The following is a 19,412-nucleotide window of genomic DNA, read 5'->3' as shown; positions in this document are numbered from 1 at the left end:
CGGGTAGAAGGAACCTTGCCCGCCGGGTGGGCCGGCGGGCAAGGGAATTGAGCTCGATCTGAGCTAAAGATTATTGTCGGCAGCCGCTACGGGGCCCCGGCACGAGGCTACGACCCGGTCGACGGGGACCCTGACGGCCCGGACGGCTTCGCCCCCGGCTTCAGGTAGCCGATGTCCTCGTACTCCGGCTCCTGGAACCCGAAGGCCCCGGCGTTGGCCAGATCCGGCCGTGCGGCGACCAGTTCGGGCCGCTGGTAGAGCGGGATGGAGCCGGCCGCGGCCCAGATCCGGGCGTCGGCCTGCTTCACCAGGGAACGCTCCTCGTCGGCGTCGAGCTCGCCGATGGCCTGGTCGAAGAGCTGGTCGATGTGGTCGGTGCCGACCCGGGTGTAGTTCTGCTCGACGGTGAGCGAACCGTCGGCGGCCGGGATCGGCTTGGCGTAGATGGGGCGGGCGTCGGTGGCCGGGTAGGCCGAGGCGGGCCACGAGTAGAGCGCCAGGTCGTACTGGCCGGACGCGATGTGGTCCTTGAAGTAGCTCTCGTCGTCGACCTTCATGACGTCCGTGCGGATGCCGATCTTCTCCAGCATCCGCGTGATCCGGTCGGCGACCGTGCGCAGCTGCTCGGAGCCCGGGCCCGACGGGAGCACGAAGCGCAGCGTCAGCGGCTTGCCGTCCTTGGCGAGCGGGCCCGCCGCGGCGCCGGCCGGGGCGGCCGTGCCCTTCGGGGCGTACGCGCCGGGGGCGCCGCCCTGCTTCGCGTACCGCTTGGCGTCGCTCTTGAGCCCCTCGGCCGCGTGCTCCTTCTTCTCGGAGCGCTTCTCGGAGCGCTTCTCGGAGCGCTTCTTGGAGTGCGACTTCTCCTTGTCGGCGGCGCGCAGCTTCAGCGCGTCGGCCTGGTGCAGGAGCGCCGCGTACTGGGCGGCGGCGACAGGCTCGGGGCCGAGCAGCGGCGGCGCGTGGTCGGCGGGCTTCTGGTCGTCCTCGCCCACGATGTAGTTGCCGTCGCCGGAGTCGTCGGAGTCCTCCGAGGACTCCGCGTCACGGTCGGCCTCGCTGCCCGCCGTCTTCGGCTTCTCCTTCTTCTTCTCGGTGATCGGGCCGCCCGGCGTCCAGCCCGCCTCGGCGAGCAGTGCCTGCGCCTCCGCCGTGTCCTGGTCGCCGAGCGCGTCGCTGTTGTCGGTGTAGCCGTCCTGGCCGGCGAGGGCGAGGTGGTTGTCGACGGTGTGCACCGGCAGGCCGAGCGGCTTGAGCACGGACTCGGCGAGCTGGGTGCGGTCCAGGGCGCGGGCGACGGCGCGGCGCACGCGCTCGTCGGCGAGGGGGCCCTCGGAGCCGTTCAGGGCGAGCTGCGTGTAGGCCGGTTCGAGGGACTTGCGGACCTGGAAGCCGTGCAGGTTCGCCTGTTCCGCGGCGTACTTCTTGATCGCCTTGCGGGTCTTCTTGCGCGCGGCGATCTCCGCGTCGGCGGCCTCCTCGTCGTCGCCGTGCACGATCGCCCAGGACCGCAGCGCCTTGCCGGGCGTGAGGTTCGCGCCGGGGCCGTGGGCGAGCGGGCCCGAGGCGCCCTTGTCGCGGGCCGCGTACGCGATGCGGTCGGCGCCGCCCGCGTCGAGGTCGGCCAGGTCGAGCTTGTCGGCGGCGAGCGCGGCGGCCCGCTGGGCGCGCGGCACGGCGGTCAGGACGAGCTTGTCGAGCTTGGCGGGGCGGCCCCACCAGCGCGGGTTGCGCTCCAGGGTGACCTGCTTGTCGCCGCGGTCGACCTTGCCGATGGCGAACGGGCCCGCGGTGACCTTGAGCTTGCGGCGCGCGCCCTCGTTGAAGTTGTCCGGCGTCCCCATGACGTCCTTGGGGTACAGCGGCGAGAACAGAGCGCGCCAGTCCGCGTACGGCTTGGAGAACGTGACCCGTACTTCGAGGTCGTCGGCGCCGCGCTCGATCTTCTCGATGCGGTCGTAGCCCGCGTTGTGGGCCGTCCAGTACGCGGAGTCCTTGCCGGACAGGGCACGCCACTGGGCGGCGAAGTCGGGCGCGCCGATCTCCCGGCCGTCGCTCCACACCGCCTGCTGGTTCAGCTTGTACAGCACGACCTGCTTGGGCTCGGTCTCGATGACCTCGGCCTTCTCCAGGTAGTCGGCGTCGCGCTGGGGCCGGCCCTGGGCGTCGAGCCGGAACATCGCGGGGAGGACCGCGCCGGTGATCCGGCCGGTGCCCGCGTCGGCGTCGGCCTGGAAGGCGTTGAGCGTCTGCGGCACGGCGTCGATCGCCCACCGCAGGGTGCCGCCGTCCTTGAGCTGGGCGCGGGCGGCGGGCGCGATGTCCTGGCCGGCGGAGGGGGTGCTGGACTCGTCGTCGGCGCCGCACCCCGCGAGGGCGGTCACGGCGAGGGCACCGCTCACGAGAAACGCGGCCGAGCGGGCGGCTGCGCCTGGGCGCCTGGGGGTTGGGTGCATCTCGGCGTCTACCTCCGGTGCTGGCCGGTTGATCACGTTTGGCGGTATATGTCGCTGATCGCATCTATCGGCCAACTGAAGGGGATCCGCTCCCCGATCCCACGACGACACGGCGTGCCTCCCCCACAACCCCACTCGTGCGGCCCAATGGGGGCTGCCCAGGTGCGGCTCCGGTGGGGGCCGCCCGCGCCCCTGGAGGCCTGCGGCCTCCTGGAGGCGCACGGAGTGTGCCTTTCAGGGGCGCGGGGAACTGCGCGAGCAACCACGACGCGGCCCGCACCCGCCGACGAACCCGCCCCACCCCACCCGGGAGGGCGCGGAACGGGGGGCGCGCACCCCTCCCCGCTCCGGCAATCCGCACGGATCCCTTCACAAACGGCAATGTGACGCGCGACACTCGCAGGCGCATGAGCATCTCCGCCGCACCAGCGGAAGCGAGGGCAAGCCATGTCCATGAACGACGACCTGACGGTCATTCAGCGCTGCGTAGACGACCTCGCACGAGCCGTGGGCCGCATCCAGCCCCAGCTCGACGGCCCCGACCTGCGCCGCGTCCGCGCCGACACCGACCACCTGCGCGAGAGCGTGGCCCTGCTGCGCGCCTCCGCCGCCACCGAGCAGCACCCCCGCCCCACCGAGAACCTCGTGACGATCCCCGACACCCCGTACGACAGCTCCCTGTGGACCGACTCGGACGACGAGGGGCTCGGCGCGCGGGACCGGCACGCCCCCTGACGCACACCCACGACCCGAGCCCCTTCGAGCGGAGGCTTCCTTGGCCACCGGCACGGAACCCACCAGTACCGAACCCCATACCGAGAGCGGCACCGGCGTCCGAGGCCGGACCCGTGCCGCGATCGCCGCGCCCCATCTGCGCACGGACCGCTGGTGGCTGGCCCCGGCCACGACCGCCGCGGGCCTGTTCGCCTTCGTCGTGTACTCGACGTGGCGGGCCTTCGCGAACGCGGACTACTACGCGGCCCCGTACGTGTCCCCGTTCTACTCGCCGTGCATCGCGGAGAACTGCGAGCCGATGCGGCACGGCCCCAACTGGGAGATCTTCGGCAGCTGGTGGGGCCTCTCCCCCGCGCTGCTCATCCTGATCTTCCCGCTCGGCTTCCGGCTGACCTGCTACTACTACCGCAAGGCCTACTACCGCGGCTTCTGGGCGTCGCCGCCGGCCTGCGCGGTGGCCGAGCCGCACAAGAAGTACAGCGGTGAGACGAAGTTCCCGCTGATCCTGCAGAACGTCCACCGGTACTTCTTCTACGCCGCCGTGCTCGTGGCCTGCATCCTCACGTACGACACCGTGCTCGCCTTCCGCGACGAGCACTACGAGTGGGGCCACATGGGCCTCGGCACGCTCGTGTTCCTGGTCAACATCACGCTGATCTGGGCGTACACGATCTCCTGCCACTCGTGCCGGCACATCATCGGCGGCCGGCTCAAGCACTTCTCGAAACACCCCGTGCGCTATCGCCTCTGGGGCTGGGTCGGCAAACTGAATGCCCGTCACATGCTGCTCGCCTGGGCCTCGTTGGTGAGCGTGGCGGTCGCCGACTTCTACGTGTACCTGGTCGCGTCCGGCGCCTTCGACGATCCGAGGTTGTTCTGATGACTGTGGTGGAGCGGCAGCAGTGGGATGTTGTCGTGGTGGGGGCCGGCGGCGCCGGACTGCGAGCGGCGATCGAGGCGCGCGAGCAGGGTGCTCGTACCGCCGTGATCTGCAAGTCCCTGTTCGGCAAGGCCCATACGGTGATGGCGGAGGGCGGCATCGCGGCCGCCATGGGCAACGTGAACTCCGGGGACAACTGGCAGGTCCACTTCCGCGACACGATGCGCGGCGGCAAGTTCCTCAACCAGTGGCGGATGGCCGAGCTGCACGCGACCGAGGCACCCGACCGCGTCTGGGAGCTGGAGACCTGGGGCGCCCTCTTCGACCGGACGAAGGACGGGCGGATCTCGCAGCGCAACTTCGGCGGACACGAGTATCCGCGGCTCGCGCACGTCGGCGACCGCACCGGCCTCGAACTCATCCGCACGCTGCAGCAGAAGATCGTGGCGCTGCAGCAGGAGGACGAGAAGGAGTTCGGGGACTACGAGGCACGCCTGAAGGTCTTTCAGGAGTGCACCGTCACCCGGGTGTTGAAGGACGACGAGGGACAGGTCTCCGGCGCCTTCTGCTACGAGCGGGAGAGCGGACGGTTCTTCGTCCTGGAGGCGCCGAGCGTCGTCCTCGCCACCGGCGGCATCGGCAAGTCCTTCAAGGTGACGTCGAACTCCTGGGAGTACACCGGCGACGGGCACGCGCTCGCGCTGCTCGCGGGGGCTCCCCTGCTGAACATGGAGTTCGTCCAGTTCCATCCGACCGGCATGGTCTGGCCACCGTCGGTGAAGGGCATCCTCGTCACCGAGTCCGTGCGCGGCGACGGCGGAGTGCTCAAGAACTCCGAGGGCAAGCGGTTCATGTTCGACTACATCCCCGACGTCTTCAAGGAGAAGTACGCGGAGTCGGAGGCCGAGGGCGACCGCTGGTACGACGACCCGGACCACAACCGGCGGCCCCCCGAACTGCTGCCCCGCGACGAGGTCGCCCGGGCCATCAACGCCGAGGTGAAGGCCGGCCGCGGATCGCCGCACGGCGGGGTGTTCCTCGACGTGTCGAGCCGGATGCCGGCCGAGGTGATCCGGCGTCGGCTCCCGTCCATGTACCACCAGTTCAAGGAGCTGGCGGATGTCGACATCACGGCCGAGGCCATGGAGGTCGGGCCGACCTGTCACTACGTGATGGGCGGCATCGCCGTCGACTCGGACACCGCCGCCGCCCGCAATGTCCCCGGCCTCTTCGCGGCCGGCGAGGTGGCCGGCGGGATGCACGGCTCGAACCGGCTCGGCGGCAACTCCCTCTCGGACCTGCTGGTGTTCGGGCGGCGGGCCGGGCTGCACGCGGCGACGCACGCCGTCGCGGCGACCGACCGGCCGGCCGTGTCCGAGCTGCAGATCGACACCGCGGCGGCCGAGGCGCTGCGCCCCTTCTCGGCCGAGGGCCAGGAGGAGGGCACCGTCCCCGAGAACCCGTACACGCTGCACCAGGAACTCCAGCAGACCATGAACGACCTGGTCGGCATCATCCGCCGCGAGGCGGAGATGGAGGAGGCACTGCGCAAGCTCGCGGACCTGCGGGTGCGGGCGCGGCGGGCCGGGGTCGAGGGGCACCGGCAGTTCAACCCCGGCTGGCACCTCGCGCTCGACCTGCGCAACATGCTGCTGGTCAGCGAGTGCGTCGCGCGCGCCGCCCTGGAGCGCACGGAGTCCCGCGGCGGCCACACCCGGGAGGACCACGGGGCGATGGACCGGGACTGGCGCCGGATCAATCTGCTCTGCCAACTCCGGGATCCCACGGGCGGGTTGGCGGCCACGGACCCGGTGCGCGGTCAGATCAGCCTGCGCCGCGAGACCACCGAGCCCATCCGCCCCGACCTGCTCGCCCTCTTCGAGAAGGAGGAGCTGGTGAAGTACCTGGCCGAAGAGGAGCTTTTCGAGTGACCGCGACCGCGAGCGCGTACGAGGCGCACTTCAGGGTGTGGCGGGGTGACGTCGGCGGCGGCGGCCTCGAGGACTTCGAGGTCGAGGTGAACGAGGGCGAGGTCGTCCTCGACATCATCCACAGGCTGCAGGCGACGCAGGCCCCCGACCTGGCGGTCCGCTGGAACTGCAAGGCGGGCAAGTGCGGTTCGTGCTCGGCCGAGATCAACGGGCGGCCGCGCCTGATGTGCATGACCCGGATGTCGGTGTTCGGCCGGGAGGACGTCATCACGGTGACGCCGCTGCGCGCGTTCCCCGTCGTACGGGACCTCGTCACCGACGTCGGGTTCAACTACACGAAGGCCCGCGAGGTGCCCGCCTTCGTGCCGCCGCAGGGGGTCGGGCCCGGCGAGTACCGGATGATGCAGGAGGACGTCGACCGGTCGCAGGAGTTCCGCAAGTGCATCGAGTGCTTCCTGTGCCAGGACACCTGCCACGTGGTGCGTGACCACGAGGAGAACAAGGCGGCGTTCGCCGGCCCGCGGTTCCTGATGCGGGTCGCGGAGCTGGACATGCATCCACTGGACGCCGCGGCCGAGTCCGGCCTGGACCGCAAGACCACGGCGCAGGACGAGCACGGCCTCGGGTACTGCAACATCACCAAGTGCTGCACGGAGGTCTGCCCGGAGGGCATCAAGATCACCGACAACGCGCTGATCCCCCTCAAGGAACGGGCCGCCGACCGGAAGTACGACCCGGTGGTCTGGCTGGGCAACAAGATCAGGCGCCGCACACCGTAGGACCGTTCCCGCCTCCTTGTCATGCTTGTCATGCCCGCGTGCCAGACTGCCGCGCATGCGGATGGTGACCTTGAGGTACGTGGTGCCGGTGCTCGTCGGAGTGCTGGGCATGGGGGCGGTGTCGTGCGGCGCCGGGGACGACTCGGAGAACGGCGGCGGGCGGGGGCTGACGGCGGCGCTGTCCGCGGTGCCCCCGTCGGCGGCCGGACAGGTCGTCACGTACACGGACGTCACCGCCGCGCGCCGGCTCGTCGGCACGGGCAGGAAGGTGTACCGGTCGCTGAACGGCTACGGGATCATCGAGCTGACCGGCCGCCCCTACACCGCCGTGCGCATGCGGCCCTCCTACGGCTTCGACGAGAAGGACGTGGCGACCTCGCTCCTGCTGAGCAACGGCTACGGCCAGCGGCTCACCGGCGACTTCGACGTGGCCGCGGTGCGTGCCGCCATGACGAAGCGCGGCTACCGGGCGACGGACGACGACGGCGCCGTCCGGCTGCGCAAGAAGGGGCAGGCCGACGTCGACGTGTCCGGCTCGGCCCGCACCACGAAGCTGACCGACGACGCGGTCCCGCTCCCGCTCGACCCGCCGGACCGCTCCCTGACGGACGACGCCGCGTACCGCAAGGCCGTCGACTGCCTGGGCGACGACGTGTACCGGGCGTCCCTGTACGGAAAGCGCGCCGCGTACCGCAAGCAGGGCGTCACCCTGCTCGGCATCGGCAGCCGCGCGAAGACCGCCGCCGCCCCGACGGAGACGCTCTGCGTCGTGACTCCGTCCGAGGCGGCCGCGGAGAAGGTCGCCGGCAAGCTCCGCGGGAAGACGGCGGCGGGCGAGCGGTTCGCGGGTTCGAAGGTGACGGTCGGCGACGGCGGCACCCCGGTCGTCTCCATGACGTGGAAGAACAGCACGAAGTCGGGCATGCGTCCCGGTGACCAGGACCGCACCGGCGAGCTGGCCAGACTGCTGCTGTGGCCCTGACCCGGTGGGGCCGGACCTTGCTCACGCCGGGGTACCGACCTAAAGTGAATGCGCTTTCATTCACTGACATCCACGTGCGTTCCTTCGCCTGCGCCCACGCGCAGGCGTCCGCTCGCATCCGCTGACCGCAGACTCGGGGGTACCACCCAGTGAGCACAGCCCCCACGGTGTACGACGTCGCCGAACAGTCCGGCGTCTCCATCGCCACCGTCTCCCGGGTCTACCGCAACCCCGACTCGGTCCGCGCCCAGACCCGCGAACGGGTCCTGGCCGCCGCCCGCGAGCTCGGCTACGTGCCCAGCGGCAACGCCCGCGGCCTCGCCAGCCGCTCCACCGGCGTGCTCGGCCTCTGCTTCCCCGACTACTCCGACCCGGACGCCGAGTCCGAGGCGGAGGCCGGGGCGACCGGGGGCGGGGACGAGGCGGACGACGACGCCGCGATGCTCTACTCCGACCAGATCATCCGCGGCATGGAGCGCGCCGCGCGCCGCCACGGGTACGCGCTGCTCATCGCGGCATCGCTGAAGGGCGGACCGGAGAGCCTGGTGGCGAAGGTGGCCGGGCGGGTCGACGGGTTCGCGGTGCTCGCGCGGACCGTCCCCACGGAGGAGCTGGAGGTCATCTCGCGGCGGCAGCCGGTGGTGATGCTGGCGGGGCCGCGGGAGACCGATCACCTCGACCACCTCGACCACATCGAGGTCGCGAACGCCGACGGCCAGCGCGAGCTGACCCGGCACCTCATCGAGGACCACGGGCTGCGGCGGCTCGCGTACGTCGGCTCCGCGGAGGAGTCACCGGACGTCGAGGCGCGCTTCCGGGGCTACGTGGAAGCGTGCCGGGCCGCGGGCATCGAGGTGGGCCCCGAGCCGGACCTGCGGGTCGGGATGATGACCCAGGCGGAGGGCGCGCGGGCGGCCGACGCCCTGCTCGACCGGGCCGGCGAGCGCCCCGAGGCGCTGCTCTTCGCCAACGACCAGATGGCGGTCGGAGCGCTGCACACCCTGGAACGGCGGGGCGTACGCGTCCCGGACGACGTCGCCGTCACCGGTTTCGACGGCATCGCCCTCAGCCGCCTGGTGCGGCCCGCGCTCACCACGGTGCGGCAGCCGATGCGGCGGATGGGTGAGGAAGCGGTGGAACTCCTGGTCCGCCGCCTCACCGGGGCCCACGGGGGCGACCCGGTGTCGATGATGCTTCCGGTATCCGTGGTGCGGCGGGGTAGTTGTGGGTGTGGGGTGGCGGGGTGATTCCGCTTGCTGCGGGTGGCGGTCGGCCGGGGCTGGGGTGACGTGGCTGCGGTGACGTGGCTGCGGTGACGTGGCTGGGGTTGCGGGGCGCTGCCCCGGGCCCTGCTCCTCAATCGCCGGAGGGGCTTGATCGGGGGGCGTGTGGCTGGGTGCGGTTGCTTGCCGGGTGCGGGCCGGTGGGGGTTCTCGCGCAGTTCCCCGCGCCCCTGAGGGGCGCGTCCGCTCGGTTGGCCGGAAGGGGCGCCAAGCGTGGGCTCGCGCGAGGAAGGGAGGGTGGCCGTCGGGGGCTGTGTGGCGACTGATCGCCGGTCCCGACAGGTGTGTGGTCGGGTCCGGGGCCGCCCCGGGCATGTCCGTGCTCGCCATCTCACGCGAACCGTCGACCACTGACCGCACCGGTCACCCGGGGCCAGGCTGCTGCGCGCGCACATACCCGGACCGTCCCCTCCCGTCTCGTACGCGTCCGACTGCCCGGCAAATCGACCGCCCCGCGCTGCCGCGGACCCTGCTGCTCACACGCGCGCCCCAATCAAGCCCCTCCGGCGACAATCAAGCCCCCCAATCAAGCCCCTCCGGTGATTGAGGAGCGGGGCCCCCAATCAAGCCCCTCCGGCGATTGAGGAGCGGGGTCCGGGGCAGCGCCCCGCGACCTCAACCCCGGACCCGCCCAACAAACACAACCGACTGCCCCCAATCAAGCCCCTCCGGCGATTGAGGAGCAGGGCCCGGGGCAGAGCCCCGCGAGCTCAGGCCCGGACCCGCCCAACAGACACAACCGACCAACCACGCCCCCCAATCAAGCCCCTCCGGCGATTGAGGAGCGGGGTCCGGGGCAGAGCCCCGCGAGCTCAGGGCCGGGTCCGCCCAGCAGAAACGACCGCCCTAACCCAGCACCCGCCCAAAGAACTTCCGCACAGCCCCGTCCAACCGATCACGCTCCGCGTCCACCCCGCCCCACTCGAAGTGCCCCGCCTCAAGAACGTGAAGCTCGCGCCCGTCCCCCAGCCCGTTGAACACCGCGAACTGCCCGGGCGGCGGCACGGACGGGTCGAACAGGGCCGCCGCCACCAACGTGGGCACCCGCACCCGCGTCGCCGCCGTCGCGGCGTCGAAGTACGGGAGCACGTCGGCGACTTCGGGATGCGCGGCGTGATGGCGCCGCACCGCGGCCCCGCTCCCGGTCATCTCGAGCGTCAGGCGCAGCGGATGGTTGCCGAACGTCGGAACCGTCAACTGCCCCGCCGCGAACCGCTCGTCCCACGGCAGGGCGAGCGCCCCGAGCCCACCCCCGAAGCTCTCGCCGAGGTAGCCGAGGCGGGGTCCACCGCCTCCCAACTCCCCGAGTTCGGGGACGAGTTCGAGCAGCGCCGTCGCTGCGGTCCACAGATCGGCGACGCACCCCCCGATGACGTACGACTCCCGCGACGCGATCCCGTGCAGCACATGCTCGCTCGACACGGACGGCACGCCGGGAAGCAGGCTCCGCTCCCCCATGCCGCGTACGCAGGGCAGGATCGCCGCGGACCGCGGCAGCGGCAGCGGCACCTCGGGCCCCACCGCGTCCCGCCCCCCGTACCCGTGACCTATGACGAACCCGTGCTCCGCCGGCCCCTCCGCGGGCAGCACCAGCCAGCCGCCCACCCGGACGCCGCCCACGGACGCGTACGACACCTCGAAGACCCGCACCCCGTCGCGCTCCTCGACGAGCCGCCCGACCTCCGGCTCGGGCGCCACCTCGAGCGCCGCCCGGTACTGCGCGCGCCAGAAGTCGTCGAAGTCCTCGGGCCCGCCGGGGACCGGGATGCGGAGCAGATCGTCGAGGGTCCGCCCGTAGGACGGGTCGAACGGGAAGTCGTGCACGAGCGTCACAGTCATGCGCGTGACCTTAGACATACCCGGCGGATCATGTCGTGCGCCTGACCTGCCACGCAGCGGCTTTCATCCCGCCCCAGACCACTTCCCCCGAAGTGGACCGCACCGATTCGGGCAGAATCAGATACTTTCGGTTCGCAAACGTCTTGAGCGATTCGCCCGGGCACGTTGCGACCTGGGATGACGCCCCCGTTACGGGAGTGTGACCAAGACCCCTCTTGCCACATCCCGGGGACCTGCCACAGAGTGATGTATGCGCTTACAGACAGCGCATACATCAGGAAGTGCTCAAGGAGGAGCCGTCCATGCACCGCAACGCCAGAATCGCTTCGGTCGCCATCGCAGCCGCGACGGCGCTCACTCTCACCGCGTGCGGCGGCTCCGGCGGCAGTGACGTGGCCGCCGACAAGAAGCAGACCCTCACCGTGTGGGCCATGGGGACCGAGGGCGAGAAGCTCGGCGACGTCGCCAAGGTCTACGAGAAAGCCAACCCGAACATCACGGTCAAGGTCACCCCCATCGGCTGGGACGTCGCCCACCAGAAGCTGGTGTCCGCGGCCGCCGCGGGCAAGCTCCCCGACGTCATGCAGATGGGCGGGAGCTACATGGGCGAGTTCGCCGACATGGGCGCCCTGGAGCCGGTCGACACCAAGGTCTTCGACGAGAAGGACTACTTCCCGGCGGGCTGGGACCAGGGCACGGTCGACGGCAAGACCTACGGCGTGCCGTGGTACGTCGACACCCGCGTCCTCTTCTACCGCACCGACCTCGCCAAGAAGGCCGGCATCGAGAAGGCCCCGGCCACGATGGCCGAGCTGCAGCAGGCCGCCACCGCGTACCAGAAGAAGGCCGGCACCGAGTGGGGCCTGTCCATCCAGCCGAAGAACCTGGACACGGTGCAGAGCTTCTACCAGTTCCTGTACTCGGCCGGCGGCGAGATCGTCAGCAAGGACGGCAAGGCCGTCGTCAACAGCCCGGCCGCCGTCAAGGCCCTGGAGAACTACGGCAGTTACTTCAAGAAGGGCCTGAGCGAGAAGTCCGTCGCTCCCGGCTACGACGTGACGAAGGACTTCAACTCGGGCTCCGTCCCGATGTTCTTCGGCGGCCCCTGGATGATGGGCCTGATCGACGACAACTACCCGGACCTCAAGGGCAAGTGGGGCGTCGCGAACGTCCCCACCGACGAGTCCTCCACCTCCATGGCCGGCGGCTCCGCCCTCGCCATCTCCGCGGACAGCGAGCACAAGGCCGCCGCGAAGGAGCTCGTCAAGTACCTCACGGGCACCGAGGGTCAGACCGACTGGTTCAAGCGGACCAAGGACCTCCCGGCCAACGTCAACGCCTGGAAGTCCGGCGAGCTCGCCACCGACCCGAACATGAAGGTCTGGAAGACCCAGATGGAGTCCGCGAAGGTCTCCCCGGTCCAGCCCAAGTGGACGGAGATCACCTCGAAGGTCGACTCGGCCATCGAGTCGGTCACCCAGGGCAAGTCCTCCGCCAAGGCGGCGCTCGACAAGGCCCAGGGCGAGATCGAAAGCCTCGTGAAGTAACCACCCGCGATCGCCCGCGCCGAGCAGCACCGTCGCGCGAGCAACCGGTCCGAAGGGCAGACCATGTCGTCCACCACGACACCCGGTGCCGCAGCAGAGCGGCCCACCCCCGTGCGGTCCGGGGCCGTCAAGGCCCCGGCCCCCGGGCCCGGCAGAGGGCGCGGGAAGAAGCGCTCGATGGGGAAGCAGAACCTGGCCGGCTGGCTGTTCTCCACCCCCTTCCTGGTGCTGTTCGGCGTCTTCATGCTCTTCCCGATCGTCGCGACGCTCCTGATGAGCTTCACCGACTTCGGGACACGCAACGTCACCCGGCCGCTGGAGGCCAAGTTCGTCGGCTTCGACAACTACGTCCAGCTGTTCGGCGACGACAAGTTCCTCAAGGCACTCTTCAACACCGCCTACTTCGTCGTCGTCGGGGTCCCGCTCACCATCGTGCTCGGCCTGCTCGTGGCGATCCTGCTGAACAACGGCATCGACCGGGCGCGCACCTTCTTCCGCGTCGGCTTCTACGCCCCGGTGGTCACGACCATCGTCGCCGTGGCGATCGTCTGGCGGTTCGTGCTCGACCCGTCGGACGGTCTGATCGCCGGACTCGGCGCGGAACTCGGCTTCTCCACACCGGACTTCCTCGGCTCGGAGACCTGGGCCATGCCGTCCCTCATCATGATGGCGGTGTGGCGCAACATGGGCACCGTCATGGTCCTGATGATCGCCGGTCTGCAGGCCATCCCGACCGAGGTCCGGGAGGCCGCCCGGCTGGACGGCGCCAGTGCCTGGCAGGAGCTGCGGCGCATCACCGTGCCGCTGCTGCGGCCGACGCTGCTGTACGCCACGGTCATCACCACGATCGGCTATCTGAACGTCTTCGAGGAGCCGTTCGTGATGACGCAGGGCGGACCGTCGGACTCCACGCTGACGGTGTCGCTCGACATGTACCGCGAGGGCTTCAACTTCTTCCACATGGGCTACGCGAGTGCCATGGCGTACGTCCTGTTCGTGGTGATCATGGGCATCACGGTGCTGCAGCTGCGACTGATGAAGGACAACACGAAGTGAGCACTCAGCAGGCCACCGCCCCCGCCCCCGCCCCCTCTTCTGTCCCGGACAGCCCGCGCCGCCGCGAGGGCCGCGTCCGCAAGCCGCTGCTGTACGTGGTCGCCTCGCTCGGGCTGCTGGTCATGTCCGCGCCCTTCCTGTGGATGGCGCTCAGCGCCTTCAAGACCAAGAAGGACCTGACCGCGAGCCCGCCGGTGTGGATCCCGTCGACCTGGACGCTGCAGAACTTCACCGATCTGCTCGACCAGCTCGACATGCCGCGCTACTTCCTGAACTCGCTGATCGTCGCGGTGCTCGTGACCGTGTGCAATCTGCTGTTCTGCTCGATGCTCGGCTATGCGCTGGCGAAGCTGAACTTCAGCGGCCGCTCGAAGGTCTTCGGCGTGGTGCTCGCCGCCCTGATGGTGCCGGGCAACCTCATGATCCTTCCGCTGTACGTGCTGATGAACAAGCTGAACCTGCTGGACAGCTACGCCGGGCTCGTCCTGCCCTTCGCGGCCGGGGCCTTCGGGGTCTTCCTGATGCGGCAGTTCATGGTGACCATCCCCGACGAGCTGCTCGAAGCGGCCCGGATGGACGGCGCCGGCGAGTGGTACATCTTCTGGCGGATCGTGCTTCCGCTGGTCAAGCCCGCCCTCGCGACGCTGACGATCTTCACGTTCCTCGGGTCGTGGAACAACTTCATCTGGCCGCTCATCGCGACCAACGACCCCGACAAGTACACGCTCCCGGTGGCGCTCGCGACGTTCGCGAACGACCCGAACCGCACGGTGGGCGGCGGCAACGGAATGCTGATGGCGGGCTCGCTGCTCGTCGTCCTGCCCGTCCTGCTCGTCTTCGCGGTCCTGCAGCGGCACTTCACCCAGGGCATCGCGACCGCCGGCATGAAGTAGGCGGCGCACCCGGCGCACCGGCCGCCGGACGGCCCTCCCCCACTTGCTCCCACCCCCACGCTTCACAGAAGGACTGAGCTGACGATGACGCACGCCTGGACCCCCTTCCCGGACGGCTTCCTCTGGGGCGCCTCCACCGCCGCGCACCAGATCGAGGGCAACAACGTCAACAGCGACTGGTGGCGCAAGGAGCACGACCCGGCGGCGGGGATCCAGGAGCCGAGCCTGGACGCCTGCGACAGCTACCACCGCTGGGAGCAGGACATGGACCTGCTGGCCGAACTCGGCTTCACCGACTACCGGTTCAGCGTCGAGTGGGCGCGCATCGAGCCCGTCCGCGGTTACTTCTCGCGGGCCGAGATCGCGCACTACCGGCGGATGGTGGAGGGCGCCGTCGCCCGCGGGCTGCGGCCGATGGTGACGCTGCACCACTTCACCGTCCCCCAGTGGTTCGAGGACTTCGGCGGGTGGACCGCCGACGGGGCCGTGGAGCTCTTCGCGCGGTACGTCGAGGAGTGCGCGCCGATCTTCGCCGACGGGGTGCGCCACGTGTGCACCATCAACGAGCCGAACATGATCGCCGTGATGGCGGGGCTCGCCAAGCGCGGCGACCAGGGCTTCCCGCCCGCCGGTCTGCCCTTCCCCGACGAGGAGACGACGCACGCCGTCATCGCCGCGCACCACGCCGCGGTGAAGGCGGTCCGCTCCATCGACGCCGGGATCCAGGTGGGCTGGACGATAGCCAACCAGGTCTACCAGGCGCTGCCCGGCGCCGAGGACGTCACCGCCGCCTACAGCGCGCCGCGCGAGGACGTCTTCATCGAGGCGGCCCGCGGCGACGACTGGATCGGCGTGCAGTCCTACACCCGGACGAAGGTCGGCGCCGACGGCCCCGTCCCGGCGCCGGCCGACGCCGAGCGGACGCTGACGCAGTGGGAGTACTACCCCGCCGCCGTCGGGTACGCCCTGCGGCACACCGCCGCGCTGGTCGGCCCGGACGTGCCCCTGATCGTCACCGAGAACGGGATCGCCACCGGCGACGAGGACCGCCGCGTCGACTACTACGCGGGCGCGCTCGACGCCGTCGCCGCCTGCCTCGACGACGGTCTCGACGTCCGCGGCTACCTGGCCTGGAGCGCCCTCGACAACTACGAGTGGGGCACCTACAAGGCGACCTTCGGCCTCATCTCCGTCGACCCCGAGACCTTCGAGCGCACCCCCAAGGCGGGCGGTGTCTGGCTCGGCGGCCTGGGCCACGAGAAGGCCCTGCCGCGCCTCTGACCCCCCGGCCGGTCCTCCGGCCGGCCTGCCCTCCGGTGGGTGCCCGCGCAGCCGGGACCGCACCCACCCCACGACCGTCCGGAACGGCACCGGCCAGAACGCCGCTCCGAGGCGTACGGAACCGCGGACCCTGACCCCCGCGCTTCCGGCCACCGCGAGCCTGCGGCCCCTGACTCCACAGGCGCGCACGGGTGGGGCCGACGGAACACTGACGGCCGCCGGCCCCGCCCGCACCCCCACGAGCACCACGAACTTCCCTTCCACATCAGCCCTCTCGGGAGAAGGACCTTCATGGATCGCCGTACCTTCCTCACCGCCGCAGGCGCCGGCGGCGCCGCCCTCGCGCTCGGCGCTGCCCCGTCCGCCGGGGCCGTGGCCCCGGCGGACGCCGTCCCGTCGCTCCGTCGTTCCGCTCATACCTCTGATACACCGCTGCTGCGGAAGTGGTTCCACTCGACGTACCGCTCGATCGAGGCGATGACGACCGAGTTCGGGCTGGCCGCCGACAAGATCGACGTCAGCGGCCCGGGCACCCCGGTCCCGTCGGTGCAGACCTCCCCGACGAACATCGGCTGCGGGCTGTGGGCGACGGCCGCCGCGGGCGGGCTCGGCGTCATCTCCCGCGACGCGATGGAGCGGAAGCTGACCAGGACCGTGTCCGCGGTCGAGCAGCTGGAGCGGGCGCACGGGTTCTGGTTCAACTGGTACGACGCGCACGACGGTTCGCTGCTGACCACCTGGCCCGCGACCGGTGACCCGGTCCGCCCGTTCCTCTCCTCGGTCGACAACGCCTGGCTCGTCACGGGCCTGCGGATCGCCGCCGACGCCGCTCCCGCGCTGCGGCCGCGCGTCGCGAAGCTGCTGGCCGGCGCCGACTGGTCGTACTACTACACGCCGTACGACGCGGCCGACCCGGTCGCGGGCCCCGGCCAGCTCCGCGGCGGCTTCTGGCCCGACAAGCCGGGCAAGGGCGAGCCGACAGGGCACCACTACGGCGCCCTCAACACCGAACCCCGGATGGCCAGTTACCTGGGCATCGCCGACGGCAGCATCCCGGCCGACCACTACTGGCACCTCTTCCGCACCCTGCTGCCCGGGATGGGCCAGGAGCAGGAGCCCGAGGGTTCCTACGTCGCCATGGACGGCATCCGGGTCTGGCAGGGCCACTACACGTACCGCGGCCGCAAGCTCGTGCCCACCTGGGGCGGGTCGATGTTCGAGGCGCTGATGGTGCCGCTGTTCGTGCCGGAGCCCGAGTGGTCCCCGCGCGCGTGGGGGCTCACGCACGACCGGTACGTGCGCAGCCAGATCGAGCACGGCATGCAGGAGGAGGGGTACGGCTACTGGGGCTTCTCCCCCGCCAACATCCCGGCGGGCGGCTACCGCGAGTACGGCGTCGACGCCATCGGCATGCAGGAGGAGGGCTACAACTCCCTCGGGGTCGTCACCCCGCACGCCTCCTTCCTCGCGCTGCCGCACGCGCGCGGTGAGGCCGTCGCCAACCTGAAGGCGCTCGACGCGGACTTCGGCGCGTACGACGACACGTACGGGTTCCGGGACTCGGTGGACGTCACGACGGGCCGGGTCAGCGACTTCGTGCTCGCGCTCGACCAGGGCATGGTCGCCGCCGCGCTGGCGCAGCAGCTCAGCCCCGGCCTGCTGCAGCGCCCGTTCCGTACCGGCGGGTTCGCCTCGCGGGTGCGGCCGCTGCTGACGAAGGAGCGTTTCTCCATCTAGCCGCTCCTGAAGCGGCACCGAAGACCGGTGCCGCGGCCGCGGACGCTGTGGGGGCGTCCCGGTCGCGGCACCTTCCATCCGGACATACGCTCCGAATTGTGACGCCCGCCGGTTCCCCGCCACCGATAGCCGTGCGGACGGCGGCAGCCGCGCTGCTGGCGCTGCTCTGGCTGCTGCTGCCCGCCGCCTCCGCCCGCGCCGACGACCCGGTCACCCTCTCCCGCACCGGCCAGATCACCGACAAGGTCGACGCCCTCGGGGACCGCGAGGACGTCACCGCCGACGCCCTCACGGAGCTCGACGACGAGCGCGGCATCCAGCTCTTCGTGACCTACGTGCGGGACTTCTCGGGCCGCTCCGCGCAGGACTGGGCGAACAGCACCGCCGACAAGAACGGCCTCGGTCTCAACGACGTGCTGCTCGCCGTCGCCACCCACGACCGGCAGTACGCCTTCTCGGTCGACCAGGACTCCCGGCTCACCGACGCCCAGATCCAGGAGATCGCGGGGACCGCGGTGGAGCCCGCCCTGCGCAAGAACGACTGGGCGGGCGCCGCGATCGGCGCGGCGCACGGCATCGGCGCCGTCGTCGCGGGCCGCCCCGTGCCGTCCCCGACGATCACGCCGGGCGCCGCCGACCCGGGCGCGGACAGCGGCAACGGCGGGAGCGGCGCCGGTGACCTGGTGCTCCCCGTGATCGCCGTCGGCGGCGCCGGGGCCCTGGCCGCGTACTCGTACACCCGGCGCAAGCGGCGCATGAGCACCCGCACCACGCCGGGTGGCGGGGCGGGTGCACAGGGCTGGGGGAAACCGCAGCTCACCCCGCTGCCGGAGCTCGACAAGCAGGCGAGACGGCTGCTGGTCGAGACCGACGACGCGGTCCGCACCAGCACCGAGGAACTCGGCTTCGCCACCGCCCAGTTCGGGGACGAGGCCGTCGAGCCGTTCAAGTCCGCGGTCGCCTACGCGCAGACGGAGCTGACGGCGGCCTTCAAGCTGCGGCAGCAGCTCGACGACGCCTTCCCCGAGGACGACGCGACGAAGCGGCGGATGCTCGACGAGATCGTCAGCCGGTGCACCGAGGCGGGGCGCAGGCTGGACCAGGAGGCCGAGGACTTCGACCGGTTGCGTGCCCTGGAACAGACGGCGCCCGAGGCGCTGGCCGGCGCCGAGCGGGCGTTCCGCGAGCTCGCGGCGCGGACCAGCAGCGCACAGGAGACGATGACAGCGCTCGGTGCGCAGTACGCGCCCACCGCGCTCCTGTCCGTCGCGGGCCACGTCGAGCAGGCCAAGGACCGGCTGGTGTTCGCGACGACCCACCTCAACCAGGCCCGGCAGTCCGTCGACACCGGCGACAACGGCAAGGCGGCCGTCTTCCTGCGGGCCGCGGAGGGCGCCATCGACCAGGCCGGCACGTTCGTCGCCGCGATCGACCGGCTGGCCGGTGAACTCGCCGAGGCGAAGGAGGAGCTGCCTGCCGCGCTCACCGAGTCCGAGACGGACGTCGCGGACGCCCGCGGCCTGCTCGAAGGCACCACGGGCGGCGTCGCGACCGGTGATCTGCGCGGCCGCATCGCACGCGTCGAGTCCGTCGTCGCCGACGTGCGCAAGGAGCTGGCCGCCGGACCGCACGACCCGATCGACGCGCTGCGCCGGGTGGAGGAGGCGGACGCGGCGCTCGACGAGGCGCTCGCGGCGGCCCGGGAGCGCGAGGCGGGCACGGCGCGCGCCCGCTCGCTCCTCGGACAGGCGCTGCTCGCTGCGCGCAGCAGCACCGGCGCGGCGGCCGACTTCATCACGACGCACCGCGGCGCGGTCGGCAGCGAGGCCCGCACCCGGCTCACCGAGGCCGAGCGCCACCTGGCGGCCGCGCAGGCGAGCGAGGAGTCCGACCCGCCGGCGGCCCTCACGGAGGCGCAGCAGGCCGATGCCATGGCCCGGCAGGCGCAGTCGCTGGCCGAGCGGGACGTGCGCTCGTACGGCAATCCCTACGGCGGTGGCGGTGGACGCGGCGGCG

Annotated in this window: 14 protein-coding genes; 12 read left to right on the top strand and 2 right to left on the bottom strand. The window is 71.3% G+C overall.

Going from position 1 to position 19,412, the window contains the following annotated elements; translation table 11 throughout:
- Positions 1–107 precede the first annotated feature (107 nt).
- Entirely contained in the window at positions 108–2,453 is a 2,346-nt protein-coding gene (locus M4J07_RS31125; protein ID WP_255977177.1) for an ABC transporter family substrate-binding protein, read from the bottom strand.
- A 447-nt stretch (positions 2,454–2,900) separates the two neighbouring features.
- Between M4J07_RS31125 and M4J07_RS31120 the strand changes: the two genes are divergently transcribed.
- From M4J07_RS31120 to M4J07_RS31095, 6 genes are all read left to right on the top strand, one after another.
- Positions 2,901–3,188, top strand: coding sequence for a hypothetical protein (locus M4J07_RS31120; protein ID WP_255977175.1), 288 nt, complete (start codon positions 2,901–2,903; stop codon positions 3,186–3,188).
- A gap of 40 nt (positions 3,189–3,228) precedes the next feature.
- Positions 3,229–4,068 (top strand): hypothetical protein, encoded by an 840-nt coding sequence (locus tag M4J07_RS31115; protein WP_255977173.1) that lies wholly within the window; start codon positions 3,229–3,231, stop codon positions 4,066–4,068.
- A complete protein-coding gene (locus tag M4J07_RS31110; RefSeq protein WP_255977171.1) occupies positions 4,068–5,999 on the top strand; it encodes a fumarate reductase/succinate dehydrogenase flavoprotein subunit in 1,932 nt (643 codons plus the stop codon). The genes M4J07_RS31115 and M4J07_RS31110 overlap by 1 nt, the downstream gene beginning before the upstream one ends.
- Entirely contained in the window at positions 5,996–6,778 is a 783-nt protein-coding gene (locus M4J07_RS31105) for a succinate dehydrogenase/fumarate reductase iron-sulfur subunit (protein WP_255977169.1), read from the top strand. Before M4J07_RS31110 ends, M4J07_RS31105 begins: the two co-directional genes overlap by 4 nt.
- Positions 6,779–6,833: 55 nt before the next feature.
- On the top strand, positions 6,834–7,760 hold the full coding sequence (locus M4J07_RS31100; RefSeq protein ID WP_255977167.1) for a hypothetical protein: 927 nt from the start codon (positions 6,834–6,836) through the stop codon (positions 7,758–7,760).
- A 149-nt stretch (positions 7,761–7,909) separates the two neighbouring features.
- Entirely contained in the window at positions 7,910–9,007 is a 1,098-nt protein-coding gene (locus tag M4J07_RS31095; protein WP_255977165.1) for a LacI family DNA-binding transcriptional regulator, read from the top strand.
- Between the two features lie 882 nt (positions 9,008–9,889).
- Here the strand turns inward: M4J07_RS31095 and M4J07_RS31090 are convergent.
- Positions 9,890–10,882 carry an acetylxylan esterase gene (locus M4J07_RS31090; protein WP_255977164.1) on the bottom strand — a complete coding sequence of 331 codons (993 nt, stop codon included), beginning with the start codon at positions 10,880–10,882 and terminating at the stop codon, positions 9,890–9,892.
- 302 nt (positions 10,883–11,184) lie between these two features.
- Between M4J07_RS31090 and M4J07_RS31085 the strand changes: the two genes are divergently transcribed.
- From M4J07_RS31085 to M4J07_RS31060, 6 genes are all read left to right on the top strand, one after another.
- Positions 11,185–12,429, top strand: coding sequence for a sugar ABC transporter substrate-binding protein (locus M4J07_RS31085; RefSeq protein WP_255977162.1), 1,245 nt, complete (start codon positions 11,185–11,187; stop codon positions 12,427–12,429).
- A 63-nt stretch (positions 12,430–12,492) separates the two neighbouring features.
- The gene (locus M4J07_RS31080) at positions 12,493–13,485 is read left to right on the top strand and encodes a carbohydrate ABC transporter permease (protein ID WP_255977160.1); all 993 of its coding nucleotides are present in this window, start codon (positions 12,493–12,495) and stop codon (positions 13,483–13,485) included.
- 86 nt (positions 13,486–13,571) lie between these two features.
- A complete protein-coding gene (locus M4J07_RS31075) occupies positions 13,572–14,378 on the top strand; it encodes a carbohydrate ABC transporter permease (RefSeq protein ID WP_255977191.1) in 807 nt (268 codons plus the stop codon).
- Positions 14,379–14,462: 84 nt separating this feature from the next.
- A complete protein-coding gene (locus M4J07_RS31070; protein ID WP_255977159.1) occupies positions 14,463–15,659 on the top strand; it encodes a glycoside hydrolase family 1 protein in 1,197 nt (398 codons plus the stop codon).
- 291 nt (positions 15,660–15,950) lie between these two features.
- Complete coding sequence (locus tag M4J07_RS31065) at positions 15,951–17,396, top strand: glucoamylase family protein (RefSeq protein ID WP_255977157.1); 1,446 nt, start codon at positions 15,951–15,953, stop codon at positions 17,394–17,396.
- Between the two features lie 98 nt (positions 17,397–17,494).
- A partial coding sequence (locus M4J07_RS31060) for a TPM domain-containing protein (protein WP_255977154.1) occupies positions 17,495–19,412 on the top strand: 1,918 nt, incomplete at its 3' end.

Origin of the sequence: Streptomyces longispororuber, assembly GCF_024448165.1 — a bacterium.
Classification (GTDB): Bacteria; Actinomycetota; Actinomycetes; order Streptomycetales; family Streptomycetaceae; genus Streptomyces; species Streptomyces longispororuber_A.
The sequence above is the reverse complement of the archived record's forward strand: the minus strand, read 5'-3'. Positions and strand labels throughout refer to the sequence as shown.

What these genes read in the sequence shown, in the direction of transcription:
- M4J07_RS31100 (WP_255977167.1), top strand. Translation starts at nt 6,834, where the DNA reads ATGCGGATGGTGACCTTGAGGTACGTGGTGCCGGTGCTCGTCGGAGTG.
- M4J07_RS31065 (WP_255977157.1), top strand. Translation starts at nt 15,951, where the DNA reads ATGGATCGCCGTACCTTCCTCACCGCCGCAGGCGCCGGCGGCGCCGCC.
- M4J07_RS31125 (WP_255977177.1), bottom strand. Translation starts at nt 2,453, where the DNA reads ATGCACCCAACCCCCAGGCGCCCAGGCGCAGCCGCCCGCTCGGCCGCG.
- M4J07_RS31070 (WP_255977159.1), top strand. Translation starts at nt 14,463, where the DNA reads ATGACGCACGCCTGGACCCCCTTCCCGGACGGCTTCCTCTGGGGCGCC.
- M4J07_RS31090 (WP_255977164.1), bottom strand. Translation starts at nt 10,882, where the DNA reads ATGACTGTGACGCTCGTGCACGACTTCCCGTTCGACCCGTCCTACGGG.
- M4J07_RS31085 (WP_255977162.1), top strand. Translation starts at nt 11,185, where the DNA reads ATGCACCGCAACGCCAGAATCGCTTCGGTCGCCATCGCAGCCGCGACG.
- M4J07_RS31110 (WP_255977171.1), top strand. Translation starts at nt 4,068, where the DNA reads ATGACTGTGGTGGAGCGGCAGCAGTGGGATGTTGTCGTGGTGGGGGCC.
- M4J07_RS31080 (WP_255977160.1), top strand. Translation starts at nt 12,493, where the DNA reads ATGTCGTCCACCACGACACCCGGTGCCGCAGCAGAGCGGCCCACCCCC.
- M4J07_RS31120 (WP_255977175.1), top strand. Translation starts at nt 2,901, where the DNA reads ATGTCCATGAACGACGACCTGACGGTCATTCAGCGCTGCGTAGACGAC.